Annotated in this window: 7 protein-coding genes; all 7 read right to left on the minus strand. The window is 46.1% G+C overall.

Features of this window, described 5'->3' with window-relative positions:
* Positions 1–231 precede the first annotated feature (231 nt).
* Entirely contained in the window at positions 232–711 is a 480-nt protein-coding gene (gene smpB / locus NST47_RS00005) for an SsrA-binding protein SmpB (protein WP_076230538.1), read from the minus strand.
* A gap of 108 nt (positions 712–819) precedes the next feature.
* A complete protein-coding gene (gene rnr, locus NST47_RS00010) occupies positions 820–3,798 on the minus strand; it encodes a ribonuclease R (RefSeq protein WP_341153424.1) in 2,979 nt (992 codons plus the stop codon).
* A gap of 226 nt (positions 3,799–4,024) precedes the next feature.
* Positions 4,025–4,264 (minus strand): preprotein translocase subunit SecG, encoded by a 240-nt coding sequence (gene secG / locus NST47_RS00015; protein ID WP_076230540.1) that lies wholly within the window; start codon positions 4,262–4,264, stop codon positions 4,025–4,027.
* Between the two features lie 199 nt (positions 4,265–4,463).
* Positions 4,464–9,452, minus strand: coding sequence for an S-layer homology domain-containing protein (locus tag NST47_RS00020; protein ID WP_341153425.1), 4,989 nt, complete (start codon positions 9,450–9,452; stop codon positions 4,464–4,466).
* A gap of 355 nt (positions 9,453–9,807) precedes the next feature.
* Positions 9,808–12,165, minus strand: a complete 2,358-nt coding sequence (locus tag NST47_RS00025; protein ID WP_341153426.1) for a heavy metal translocating P-type ATPase — start codon at positions 12,163–12,165, stop codon at positions 9,808–9,810.
* A gap of 258 nt (positions 12,166–12,423) precedes the next feature.
* Positions 12,424–13,125 (minus strand): M50 family metallopeptidase, encoded by a 702-nt coding sequence (locus NST47_RS00030; RefSeq protein WP_341153427.1) that lies wholly within the window; start codon positions 13,123–13,125, stop codon positions 12,424–12,426.
* A gap of 68 nt (positions 13,126–13,193) precedes the next feature.
* Entirely contained in the window at positions 13,194–14,486 is a 1,293-nt protein-coding gene (gene eno / locus NST47_RS00035; RefSeq protein ID WP_341153428.1) for a phosphopyruvate hydratase, read from the minus strand.
* Positions 14,487–14,568 lie beyond the last annotated feature (82 nt).

Here is a 14,568-nt window from a genome sequence, read left to right on the forward strand (position 1 = left end):
AGCGGACGCGTCCCCACTACCCGCTACTCATGCTCGAACTATCCCCGTCGAATCCAAGAACGTCCCCGCATAAGTGGACTTCCGTTTAGAAAGTCACAAAGATGAATCACATCACTGAAGATGCTTACTTAGTATAACACAATTCCAAACAAAAAGCAGTCCGTCTTTCTGGAAGCACAGAGATATGCTGCCACACTACTTGTATATCGTATTCCGTTCAAACAAATATTACTAACGAGCAACCTTCTGCTTCTCGCGTAGCACTCTTTGAATATCACGTTGTGCATCGCGTTTCGCAGCAGTATCCCGCTTGTCGTATTGTTTTTTACCTTTACCCAAACCAATGAGCAGCTTGGCAAAACCGTTGCGCACATATATTTTCAAAGGTACAAGCGCATATCCGTCCTGCTTGGCCAATCCGAACAGCTTGCGAATTTCCACTTTTTTGAGCAGCAGCTTTCGTGCTCTTGTCGGGTCCGAAGGATTATGGCGATTCCCCTGTTCGAACGGACTGATATGAATGTTGTGTATGAAAGCTTCGCCATTACGAATGGTAGCAAAAGCATCTCCGATATTGGCTCGTCCCAGACGAAGTGATTTGATCTCCGTTCCGGTCAACACAATACCGCATTCATAGGTGTCCTCAATAAAATAGTCGTGGGAAGCCTTTTTGTTTTGTGCAAGCACCTTGCCATCCGCTCTATTCCCCATCGCAAATCTTCACTCCTTCCCACATTGCACCTTCAATAAAACGAAGCCCTTAAAAAGGGATTAGAATTCATTTTACCAAACTCCAATCCCCAGAAGCAAGCGAACAAGCTACTTTTTCGTTTGCTTACTCCGCTTACGTGGCTGTCCGCCTCCATCACCCTTCGCTGCCGCATCCAGTGCACGTGCCTTTGCAGCATCTACACCAGTACCTTTGCCTGCGGCAACAACACTACCCTTACTCGCACGCTTTCTGCTGCTCGCTTCACCTGAACCACCTACATCGGTTCCAGTTGGCCCCTCACCGCTCAATGAAATGCCATTTACGCCCTTGGTGCTGCGCTTTCTACCGCTCGCTGCACTTGCGCCACCTAATGACGCCCCTGTTGATCCCTTGCCGCTGCGTTTACCAAAGGCTACACCTTCACCACCTGCAGCTGCGCCAGTTTTGCCTTTACTCTTGCGTTTTCTGCTGCTTCGATCTCCAGCTAATCCCGCTAACGCCTTGGCTCCTCGCTTACTGCTGCTCCACCCATCGTTTGTTATGCCTTCATCGCCAACGCTCGCACCGTCTTGGACACCAGATCTTCTCAGGCTCGCCGAGCTGGTCGCACCTTCACCTGCTGCGCTCGCATCAACTGCTTTCGCTCGAGCACCGCGCCAGCCGCTTGCACCTTCCAAGCCAGTTCCTTGGCTGCTGTCCACTTTTGCACTTGCGCGTGAGCCATCCTTCCTTGCTCCCAGGCTATCCGCTTTCGTCTTACCTTTGCCGGTGCCCTTGCCGCTGCCGCTCGCTACAGTTCCACCCTTGCCACGCTTGTCACCACGAGCGCCCTTAGCTGCTCCCGCACCACCACGTCCGCCTGCTCCGCTGCCTGCTTCGCCACGACGCCCTCCGCGTTTATCCCCGCGTCGAACCGCCTTCAATGCATCGATCAAGCCGATCTTCTTCTGACGCGGCTGCATATCCACCATCTCGAAGTCGATCGTATGCTCCTCCGTACTTACACGTGCAACCCGCACCTTAACCTCATCACCAAGACGGTAGACCTTGGAGGTTCGCTCCCCAATTAAAGCCAGCTGAGCTTCATGATAATGATAATAATCATCATGCATATCGCTCAAGCGGATAAGACCCTCTACCGTGTTATCCAGCTCCACAAAGATGCCGAAGCTCGTTACACTGCTGATCATACCCTCGAATTCCTCGCCAACCTTATCCATCATGAATTCGGCTTTCTTCAGCGCCTCCGTCTCACGCTCCGCATCTACAGCGACACGCTCACGCTCTGAGGACTGCTTGGCGATATCCTCCATCCGGCTCGATAAATATTCATGCCGCTTCGCTTGCATATCCCCTTGTTCCAAAACCTCGCGAATAACTCGGTGGATAATGAGATCCGGGTAACGCCTGATCGGGGAGGTAAAATGGGAATAAAATTCCGCTGCCAGACCAAAATGTCCTGTGCTCAGGGCATCATATTTGGCCTGCTTCATCGAACGCAGCATAACCGTGCTGATAACCCGCTCTTCTTTGGTGCCTTTAATCTCATTAAGCAGCGATTGCAGAGCCTGAGGATGTACCGTATTGCCTCTACCACGCACCGTATAGCCGAAGTTCGTAATGAATTCCATAAAATGCTGCAGCTTCTCATTATCCGGGTCTTCATGAATCCGGTAAAGGAAAGGTACCTTCAACCAATGAAAATGCTCAGCTACCGTCTCGTTCGCCGCTAGCATAAATTCCTCGATAATTTGCTCGGCAACCGAGCGTTCTCTTTTCACAATGTCCGTAGGCTTACCACTCGCATCGACCAGAATCTTCGATTCTTCGAAGTCAAAATCGATCGCACCGCGCTTCATCCGACGATTGCGCAGCTTGCCAGCCAACTCCTGCATCAAACGGAAATCATCCATCAAATACGCGTAACGTTCAAGCAGCTCGGCTTCCGGCTCGTCAGACAACAGCTTGCGCACATTCGTATACGTCATCCGCTCACTCGTCTTGATCACACTCGTAAACACATCATGGCGTACTACCTTCGCGTGCTCATCAAATTCCATCTCACAGGACATCGTCAGCCTGTCCACCTGCGGATTCAATGAACAAATCCCATTCGACAGCCGATGAGGCAGCATCGGAATAACACGGTCCACCAAGTACACACTACAGCCCCGATTATAGGCTTCCCGATCCAGCGGTGAGCCTTCACGTACATAATAGCTAACATCTGCAATATGCACACCTAATACGTAATTTCCGTTATCCAGCCGCTCCACATTAACCGCATCATCCAGATCCTTGGCATCTTCACCATCAATTGTAACAATACGTTTGCCGCGCAAATCACGTCGTCCGACCAGATCGGATTCGGCAATCACCTCGGGAACCGAAGTCGCTTCCTCCAATACCTCATCAGGGAATGATTCCGGCAGGCGATGCTTGCGAATAATCGAAATAATATCGACACCCGGATCATTTTTGTGTCCGAGAATTTCGATCACTTCGCCTTCAGCAGCCGCACGACCTTCGGGATACGATAAAATGTTAACAACTACCTTATGCCCATCCATCGCTCCATGGAATGCTTCCTTAGGAATAAAAATATCTCGCCCTATCCGCTTATCATCCGGCAGCACAAAAGCATATCCTTCATTCATCTGAAACAACCCAACGACCTGCGTGTTGGCCCGGGTAACGACTTTGGCTACCTCACCCTCCAGCTTGCCACCCGCCGCTCCTCTGGTTGTAATACGAACCAGAATGGTATCTCCATTCATTGCGCCGCCCATATCGTTTGCATGAATATAGACATCCGGGTGATCACGATCCTCAGGAATAAGGAACCCGAACCCTTTGGCATGCGCCTGCAGCCTGCCACGCAGTAAATTCATCCGTTCCGGTATTCCATAACGCTCCGTTCTGGACCTTACGATATGGCCCTCATTTTCCAATTCATTCAATAGCTTGAGAAAGCTTTTAAAATCCTGAGCACCTGTAATCTGGAACTGCTTTTCCAGCTCCTGATATGTCATCGGCTTATAATCCGTATCATGCATATATTCCAATACTTGTTCACGTTGTATCAAGCTTCATCAACCTCCTTCTTTTCTATATGTAAACTATAAATAGTCCTTCTTCTTAGTTTTACCCAATTTTCAATTATGAATCATCCCAACCCATGCCGGGCACTATAGTTTACGTAAATTAACAGTAGCCGGTAACGGCGGTTTGGAGTCATTCGTACTTGGCAGAGGCCCGATTTCCAACAAAAAAACAGCAGGAGTAAAGGTCCCCTGCTGTGTTGCTTGTTATTTAAATATGCTTAACGAAATAAGCTACAACCACCGATAGAATGAAAAACGTTGCAGCCAAGCCCATAGTTAAACGAGATAAAAAGAGCTCCATGCCACGAGCCTTTTGTTTACCAAATAAATGCTCTGCACCTCCGGAGATGGCACCGGATAAACCCGCGCTTTTCCCTTGCTGTAGCAATACCGCAGCGATCAAACCCAAGGATGCAATGACCAATATTATTTTCAAAGCAATTTCCATATTCCCACCTCGATCCTAAATTACACAGTACTATTATAATAACATAGCCTTGTCCGACTGGCAAACCTAATCTCCTTACAAGCAGCGAAACTGGCTGTACAGGCCATCTCATAAACATCTTATCTGGTGTGTCTCCCCATGCTCACATAAATCAATAGCAAAACCGACTGCCCATGTTGCCACATGCAGTCGGTTATGATTACTGTACGTTATCTGCGATATTATCTTTCCATGTTTCGCTGCCATCCTCATTACGAACGGATTCATGCGAGAAGGTGGACTCCAACACATCTCCAAAGCCCCAATGGCTTGCTGGAACATCCGGGAACAATGGTTCTACACCCTGCAGAGGACCGCGATACAACATGCGATTAATCATTGTCACCGCTTCAACTCTGTTGATCTTATCTTGTGGTTTGAAAGTTCCATCCGAATAGCCGGATAGGAAATGGGCTCGATACAGCTCCTCTATTGCATCAGCCGCCCAGTGACCTTCAACATCCGAGAAGTGATTCTCTCCCGGCTTGCTTACGTTCAGCTTCAAGAAACGCGCCATAATGGCAGCTAACTCTCCTCTTGTTACAGGAGCTTCCGGCTTGAAGCTTCCATCTTCAAATCCACTGAAGTACCCGTGCTTCGTTGCAATCTTGACATAATTAGCTGCCCAATGACCATCTTCAATATCTGAGTAAGAGAGCGCATCTGTTATATTTACATTTTCTGTAAGTCTAGCTACGATTGCAGCAACCTCAGCACGTGTCAACGAATTATTCGGTTTAAACTGTCCATCAGGATAACCGAGAATATAACGTTGATGCATGAGTGTTCCAAAACGATCCGAAAATACTTTGATCTTCACCGTTGAGTTGGCCTTCACAGGATTAGTAGTACTGCCATCTGCTGTAAATTGACCTGGGAATTCAAATTCTGCATCTGCGGCTGTCAATAAAGGCCATTTGACCTCGAAGGTGAAACTTCCCGTTTGTCCAGAAGCGAGGTTGCTGACTTTCCACGTAATCACATCTCCGCTTACTGTACCTCCATTCGCATTGACCAGTTCCGCTCCCTTAGGAATCGTAACCGAGATCTCGCCTGATCCCAATGTAGTTAACGCTTGATTCTTGTAATCAACTGTAACTGTCGATTGGTCGCCCTCTTTCACGAGGTTTTTATCTACCGAGATATTCAATGTCACATCCGGTTGGATCGAAACGGATCCTCCTCCAGATGAACCACTGGACGAATTCTGGTTGCGCAGCAGTGCAAAATCTTTTTTGACAATATCAAATTCGACACTAATCGTTTCGCTTGTTTGCGTACGGTAGCCAGCTTTCGTTACAACCAAATAATAATCGGTCTGCGGGTATACCATGTATGCATAGAAGCCAGCGGCATCACTTAGCTGGTCCGGACTTTTGTTATCATTCGGTGCAAATCCGGCAACAGTAGGAAGTGTTACTGTCGTATTAGGCGTAATGCCTTTGTTCTTGTTTCTCTCCGTATCCGCATAATACAGAACGACCTGAGCGCCTTCGATCACATTATGAGTACCCGCATCTGTAATGGTACCGTAAGGATCGACTAACTCTTGAACAATGTTCATTTCGCCATCTGCATTCACGGTGACCGTATTACGCTTCATGACAATTTCTTTGCCTGGCTCCAGCTCATAGCTGATTTCCATGCTGTAAGTGATGCCTTTAGTCAGACCTTTCGCTTGGAACAGCCCTTGGCCTTGCAGTTCAAATCCCTTAGGCTTGCCTTCTTCCATGATATAGTTGCCTGCAGGATCCTTCAGATATACTTTGATTTTACTAACTAAATCAGGGCTAAAGAAGCTTGAATTACCGTCTGGCTTCTTGAAAAGGACGACACCCGTTACGGTTTTTTCCGAATCAAATGTCTCATTCCCTGTACCCGTTACAGATCCTACTATAGCCTTCTGTGTGTAAGTAACCGGTGTCTCCACTCCGCCTACAATCACGGTTTGGGTAACCTCCAGGTTATATTCTTTATCTCCTTCAGGAACAGGAATCGAATACGATCCATCTGCCTTCGTCGTAATCGTTTTATCAAAATCAACACCTGGCTCGATCTTGCCGTCTCCATTCATATCCAAGGTTACTCGGATAGAAGCTCCTGCAACAGCTTCATGTGTGCCACCTTTTGTAATCACACCACTAATTGTAGGAGGCAAAAACGTCACTGTAATTTGACCTTGCCCGGACAAGCCTTTTTCCGTATCATGTACAACGGCCTTGATCGGAATCTGTTTCTCGTCTGTACCAACGATTTTCTCCGACTGATAGATCACAGTAGCAATCCCTTGACTGTTCGTGCGGGCACGGTCCGGTCCGACAAATGATCCTGCTCCTGTCGGTGTGCTGAACACGACCTCTGTATCCGCCATCGGGTTACCATCTGCATCCGTAACCAAAGCGCTCAAATTCGTTGTTGCCTTGCCATTGCCGAGAATCTTTTCAGGGTCCGCTTTCAGCTTAATTATCGCGTACTCTGCAATTTTAAATTTGTTATCCCCAAGCTTGGATACGGGTTCCGCTGGCAATAACGCTTGATCTGTTCCCTTCGCCGTAAAATTAACTGTATATTCGCCTGGAGTCGTTCCCTCAGGGAGCGTATACGTAGAAGTTTCCCACCTCTTGAAGCCCTCAGTTAAATAAGTCGTCGGATTCGCAAGTGTCAACGGGACAAGAACACCATTAACCGAGGCGGTAACCTCTGCGGCTTGCAGCGAGCTTACAGCAGACAATTTCAACAGTTGTCCAGCTATTAGCTTAACCACGGTTGTATCTCCTTGAGCCTTGTTGCCTACCCAGCCATCAAGCAATTTGTTCACTTCAATTTGCACTGTTGCGGGTTGACTCTTCTGAGTATCTGCATCCGTTACAGTGTAAGTGAAGCTGTCTTTGCCGGTAGCGCCAGCATTCGGAGTATACATCCATTGATCGCCATTAACCTGAACCAGTGTACCTTTTGTTGGTTGGGTTGCAATACCATATACCAATCCTGTAACGGACTCCATATCTGAGCCCTTTAGGATAATCGTAATCGGAGAAGTACCCTCTTCCACATTGAACTCCAACGGTTGAGCAACCGGTTTGCCATTATAGGCAATCTTCACAAGTGCCGGTGCTATAGAATCTGCCTTACCATCGTTTGCTGTCCAGTTAAATGTCACAGTACTACCGTTAGGTAAATTCGATGACGGCTGAAACTTCAAGCTGTTCAACTGCGCCTTAGTAAGTGTTACAGATGAACCTTGATTGATATAAACTGCTGTCGATACGTTTGTATACCACAGCTTACCTTTGGTATCAAAGTCGCTCGGTAATGTGAGCTTCACATTTACCAAAGCATCGCCATCTGAATCCGTATAGGCAGGTGCTAGTGCAAAATCATCATCCATAAAATGGATTACGGCCCCTGCAAGTCCTGTTTTCGTTATATCTGCAATAATCGGTGGATCATTGATCAGCATGGTAACGACTTTAGGCTCTTGAGCATACTGAATGCCATCAGAACCGTTCCAGCCAAACGTAACGACCCCAGTTGTTCCACTTGCCGGGATGAATTTCAATTGATTCAAATTCGCCTCAGGAATTTTAGTATACACAGCTACACTTACTGGCGTACCACCGCCATTATCGAGTACCAGTGTTCCTTTTGCAGGATCGGGCAAAGTCACAAAAATAACATCGTTAAGAGCATCCGGCTCTGGATCAACAAATTTAGTCCCTGTAAAATCGCTTGAATTAAAATTGACGTTTGAACCTTTATTTACAGACTTGGTGATATTGTCTACTGTCGGCGCTTTATTCGGTGTTATTGTCACAACAGCATTGAATAAAGCGTAGTCCGTATCAAATCCAGTCCATGTAAAGGTCACTGGTGTCGTAAATTCCCCAGTTAAAGAAACGAATTGAAATCTGGACAGATCGGCAACATCAATCTCATCATTGACGGCAATAATTGTTGGCGGATTATTTACACCATTATCTAACACTAATTGCCCCTTTGTCGGGTCTGGCAATGTCTTAATTTGCACTTTCGTCAATCCGTCTCCGTTGGGAGATCCATTCAACTTGTAGAATTTACTTTTGAAGTCCTCTGCAGTAAACACGGTTGGTGTATACTGAGGGCCGATCTTAGCCATAGCCGAATCGGTCGATACGGAATACACATGCTGTGCTTTACCTGGATTAATATCAGTCCCGGCACCACCCCGATCGTCAAATAAAATAATATTCACAATGTACTCGTCGTTAGGATCTAGACCGCTTCCAAGCTCAATACCTGTCCACGACTGTCCATTATTTGCTGTAGAATTTAAATATCGCTTGGTCGTAGTAGCCACATTATCATCGGATACAGTCCCGTCAGCTTCTTTCACTTTTTTGATCAGACTGACTTCCATCGCAAAGTCGCCATTTGTTTTCGGGAGAAAACCTGTATCCACTTGCATGACACCGTTTACGATCTTATATTCTCCCTTGGTAATTTCACCTGTTACTCGTTCTCCACCATCAATAACAAGCTGGCCCCAGTCGACTTTAACAACCCAAGAATTGATAGTGGAGGTGCTGGCCTTGGGATTATGGTGAACCGAAATACCGGCAAAGTACTCTTGTTTGTCTGCCGTTATTTTTGCCGGGTCCACACTGAACACCGAAGTGTTCCAGGTTTCATTATTCCCAGACAATGCGCCCAGATATGTTTCTTTTTTGAACTCCTTTTTGTATTCCGCAGATTTGGCATTCCACATGCTGGAAGTAGGCCATACTGTGTAGGGCGCGCCTAATTGGATATCAGCAGGATTAGAGGAAAGATATACACGATCCCATTCCCCTGTGTTGCTGCTCCCGTCATATTCATCCACATCATAAGCTCTGACAAGGAACTGCGCGCTTTTCTGCGGCACCTTGTCCACGTTGGTGATTTTGAATTCAATAGGATATTTGGCATCGCCGTTTCCATAAGTAGCGGAATCAAAATCCCCATCAGCAGCACCGGTGCCTGCTAAATCTCCATTCCAATTGTCAAAATCGGTGAAGTAAGTTCCCCGTGCATCTACTGCGGCAGATACAAATGCAGGTGTAATGAGGTTAAACATGATAAATAAAACTAATAATAATGACATACATCCTTTGTTCTTCCATTTTGCTCTCAATGAATACTCGCTCCTTATAATCATTTGGCTCGTTTTTACAAATCTATGTAAGCTCACAGTTGTCCGTCTTTACTTCCCCTCCATGGTTACAGATTAGGTTTCTTCTCCCGTCAAAGCTAACTATATAACCAGCATCTGAATATTTTCTGAACAAATATGCCAAAAAACGCTAAAATTTGCCCGCACAAGATAAATCAAACAAACCAGATTTATACCCAATCGTGGGCACAAATCCAGTTGTTTAGCCGCAAGACAAATAACCAGAATCGTAATAATCACTGAACTTTAACTCCGATATCATGACACAACAAAACAAGCTAACCAAACATCATGTCTGGTTAGCTTGTTTCTTGTTTTATTTCAATTTCAGTACACGCATGGCATTTAATACCGCAATCAGGGTTACACCCACATCTGAGAAAACAGCCTCCCACATCGTCGCGATTCCAAAAGCACCAAGTAAAAGGAAAACACCCTTGACCGCTAAAGCAAAAATGATATTTTGCCAAACAATCCGTCGAGTACGCTTCGCGATATCGATTGCAGCCGCTATTTTAGAAGGTTCATCCGTCATAATTACAATGTCTGCTGCTTCTATCGCAGCGTCCGATCCTAAACCACCCATCGCGATTCCCACATCTGCACGAGCCAGTACCGGGGTATCGTTAATCCCGTCTCCCACAAAAATGATTTTCTCATTTTTTGTTTTCAGCTTATCTAATTTTTCGATTTCTTCCACCTTGTTCTGTGGAAGCAGCTCCGCATGGACCTCATCAATAGCCAGTTTACGGCCTACAGCCTCAGCAACAGCTCTCGCGTCCCCTGTCAGCATGATCGTCTTTTTGATCCCTAGACCTTTTAGCAAACGGATCGCCTCTGCTGAATCTTCTTTCACTTCATCAGCTATGACGATGTATCCAAGATATCGTTTCTCAACGGCAATATGAACAACCGTTCCCACTTCTTCAGGTGATTCAAATGTAATCTGTTCCTTGTTCATCAGCTTGGCATTCCCTGCAAAAACTTCTTTTCCCTGAACCATGACCTGAATCCCGTGACCGGAAATTTCATTATAGTCTTGAATATCCGCTTGGTTGATCTCTTTTCCAAAGGCGGCTCGGATCGATTCAGCGATCGGATGCGTGGAATGTGCCTCCGCATATGCGGCAACCTGCAATAGCTCATCCTTGGATGTGCCATCTACCGAATTGATTTCCGTTACTTTAAAAGCTCCCTTGGTCAAGGTGCCTGTTTTATCGAACACCACATATTTCACATCATTTAGAGCTTCCAGGTAATTGCTTCCTTTAATCAGAATACCTGATTTGGATGCCGCACCGATTCCACCAAAGAATCCAAGGGGAATCGAGACCACCAAGGCACACGGGCAAGAAATAACCAGGAATATCAACGCACGGTAAATCCAATCTGAGAAGGTTGCCCCATTTATAAGCAAAGGAGGTACCACAGCTAACAATAAAGCTACAATGACGACAACAGGCGTATAATAACGAGCGAATTTAGTAATAAACTTTTCAGTTGGCGCTTTTTTGCTGCTCGCATTTTGGACCAATTCCAAAATCTTCGAAACGGTTGATTCTCCGAAGCTTTTCGTAACCTCCACGGTTAATACACCATTTTTGTTAATAAATCCGCTTAATACATCATGACCGGCTTCAACCTCCCGCGGCACTGATTCCCCAGTCAGAGCAGAAGTATCCACCATGGAGCTGCCTTCTAGAACCTTACCGTCCAAAGGCACCTTCTCACCGGGTTTTACAACAATATAATCACCAATATTTATTTCTTCCGGGGAGACCCTCTTCGTATCGCTGCCGATTTTAAGGTTGGCATAATCCGGGCGTATGTCCATCAGCGAGCTAATCGATTTACGTGAGCGATTGACGGCGATACCCTGAAACAATTCCCCGACCTGGTAAAATAACATAACAGCTACACCTTCGGGGTACTGGTTAACGGCAAACGCTCCAATCGTAGCAATGGCCATTAAAAAATTTTCGTCAAATACTTGGCCTCGAACCACATTTTTGGCAGCCTGAAGGACAATGTCCCCACCGACAATCACATAGGCCAGGAGAAATATCCCAAGCTCCCATAATCCTGAAACCGGCGCAAACATCCCAATCGCGGTTAAAACGACACCGATTCCTAAACGAATCGACATTTTTTGGGTACTGCCGCTGCCATGATCATGGGTGTGGTCCTCTGCTCCATGATCGTGTGCATGTTCCTCTGCTCCATATGCGTGAACGTGTTCCTCAGTTCCATGATCATGAGTATGGCCACCCAATCCATGGTTGTGGGTGTGACTATCTGTTCCATGATCGTGAGAATGTCCCTCGGTTCCATGGTCATGAGCATGTGTGTTAGAATCCATACTGTTAGCTTGACCTTCTGCACCATGGTCCTGATGCGCTGATTGTCTCGAAGTGCTCCCTATTGAGGTTGCTTTTACTTTTTCCATCACTTGAATGTGAGGCTCTAACCTATTCACCTTTTTCTTCGCTTCTGCTATTATCGCTTCATCCTGGCCTTTTTCAGTTTCCACAGTTAATGTCTTGGTAACAAAATTAACGGAGCACGAGGAAACACCTGGTATTTTTTGTACACCATTCTCAATTTTCATAGCACAGTTGGCACAATCCAAACCCTCTAATATCAGCTCACGCTTCACATGTTCTTTGGTTTCCATTGCGATCAGTCCTCTTTTCAACAATCATATGAGCACATATTCATATATAAGTGTATAAGTCATTATATTCACTCTATCACTGGAATGTCAATCCCTTTTCACGTTGTTTATTATGCGGAGTTATATCGATAATTAAATCATTTTGCTCCTTGTAGGCTCTTATTGTATTCAATAATTACGTTTCAAAAAATGTGAATGCAAAAAAGACTGCCTTATGGCAGCCCTTAACTCGATTATAAGGTTAAACGGATTCCAGACCTACTTGTAAGACGAATAAGCCGGAGATACAGCCTTAGGTCTTCTCCGATTCAAAAATGCCCCTATGGCGCTCTTAGCGCACCATAGCGAGAAAAGCGTAAATAAGATCGCCCATACGATTGTCGGAATCCAGGTGAGCTTTGCCAAGTTGGCTGCATCTCCTGCCGCCGCAGGATTATTGACCGCATAGATGATCAATGTAATCGGCCCCATTACAGACTCCTCCAGCGTCAGGAATGCCAACAGCAAGTAATAACCGTCCCGCAGCCACCGCGGCACTACGAATAACATCACAGCATTAAGTGCAATAAACCCAATCGACCATATCATACCGTATCCATTACGGACAAAGAGTATTAAGGAAATGAGGGCCAGCAGCGTCATAATTTGAAGTCCGAGCTGCTGCTTGCCGTAAGACTGCAATTTAAACAATAAAACAGCAAATAAGGATGCAGCTGTATACCCTGCCAACGCGATCGGCAGCAAGCTCCAGCTATTAGTGACAAAGGAATACGTTACCCCGCTGTGGTCAGCATTCAACTCGATAAACATCACCCGACCCGACAACGCCAAAGTGACAACAGCATGACCGAACTCGTGGATCATCGTATCCAGACTGCGAAAGTACGAAGAAAAGGGAATCCACCGTGTAAGCAAGGCAGACCCTATAAGAAAACATATAGTCTTTAACCAGTTGCTCATCGTGGATTCCCCCTGAGAAGCTGCATACGTAAAGCGCGTAACACTATTCATATGCAGCTATTATTTAATTATTTAAAGTTTTTAAGGTTGTAGAATGCTTTTTTACCAGCGTAAATAGCAGTGTCACGCAATTGGTCCTCGATACGAAGCAATTGGTTGTACTTCGCCACACGGTCTGTACGTGATGGTGCGCCCGTCTTGATTTGGCCTGCATTGGTAGCAACCGCAATATCAGCGATTGTGCTATCTTCGCTTTCACCGGAACGGTGAGAGATAACAGCTGTATAGCCAGCGCGTTTAGCCATTTCAATTGCATCAAATGTTTCAGTCAAAGTACCGATTTGGTTAACCTTAACCAGGATCGAGTTACCGATATTTTCGTCTATACCTCTGCCCAAACGTTCTGTGTTAGTAACGAACAAATCGTCACCAACCAATTGAATTTTGCTGCCAAGCTTCTCAGTCAACAGCTTCCAGCCTTCCCAATCATCCTCGGAGCAGCCATCTTCAATAGTGATGATCGGATATCTGTCAGCCCAATCAGCCAGGAAGTCTACGAACTCAGCGGAAGTATAGGATTTGCCTTCGCCTTCCAGATGGTATTTACCGTCCTTGTAGAACTCAGTGGAGGCAACGTCCATACCCAGGAACACATCAACACCTGGTTTGTAGCCAGCAAGCTCAATTGCCGTCAAGATTGTAGTGATAGCTTCTTCGTTGGAAGCAAAGTTAGGAGCAAAGCCGCCTTCGTCGCCAACTGCAGTGTTCAAGCCTTTTTCTTTCAAAACTGTTTTCAGAGCATGGAAAATTTCCGCGCCTGTACGCAATGCTTCCTTGAAGGAAGGAGCGCCAACCGGGATTACCATGAACTCTTGAACGTCAACATTATTATCAGCGTGTGCGCCACCGTTGATGATATTCATCATCGGAACTGGAAGCTGCTTCGCGTTAAATCCACCTAAGTATACGTACAAAGGAATATCCAGAGCATCGGAGCTTGCACGAGCAACTGCCATAGAAACGGCAAGAATAGCGTTAGCGCCCAATTTGGCTTTATTCGGTGTACCATCAAGCTCGATCATTTTTTGGTCGATGCCGACTTGATCCAAAGCATCCATACCGATCAGCTCAGGAGCGATGATGTCATTAACGTTGTCAACCGCTTTGATAACGCCTTTGCCCAGGTAACGGGATTTGTCGCCGTCACGAAGCTCAACCGCTTCATAAGCACCAGTGGAAGCACCGGATGGAACGATAGCGCGGCCTCTTGCGCCGGACTCCAAATATACTTCTACTTCTACAGTCGGGTTACCGCGGGAATCCAATACTTCACGTGCATATACATTACCAATCGTTGTCATAACTACGTAACACTCCCTCAATATTTTATTTTAGGGATGAATATCCCCTTTTAAGTCAAGGCTCTGCATGAACACTGCAGCT

Origin of the sequence: Paenibacillus sp. FSL H8-0034 (assembly GCF_038000305.1) — a bacterium.
In the GTDB taxonomy this organism is placed as follows: domain Bacteria; phylum Bacillota; class Bacilli; order Paenibacillales; family NBRC-103111; genus Paenibacillus_S.

Excerpts from the sequence above, each read along its gene's own strand:
- NST47_RS00030 (WP_341153427.1), bottom strand. The coding sequence starts at position 13,125 with ATGAGCAACTGGTTAAAGACTATATGTTTTCTTATAGGGTCTGCCTTG.
- smpB (WP_076230538.1), bottom strand. The coding sequence starts at position 711 with ATGGGGAATAGAGCGGATGGCAAGGTGCTTGCACAAAACAAAAAGGCT.
- NST47_RS00025 (WP_341153426.1), bottom strand. The coding sequence starts at position 12,165 with ATGGAAACCAAAGAACATGTGAAGCGTGAGCTGATATTAGAGGGTTTG.
- secG (WP_076230540.1), bottom strand. The coding sequence starts at position 4,264 with ATGGAAATTGCTTTGAAAATAATATTGGTCATTGCATCCTTGGGTTTG.
- eno (WP_341153428.1), bottom strand. The coding sequence starts at position 14,486 with ATGACAACGATTGGTAATGTATATGCACGTGAAGTATTGGATTCCCGC.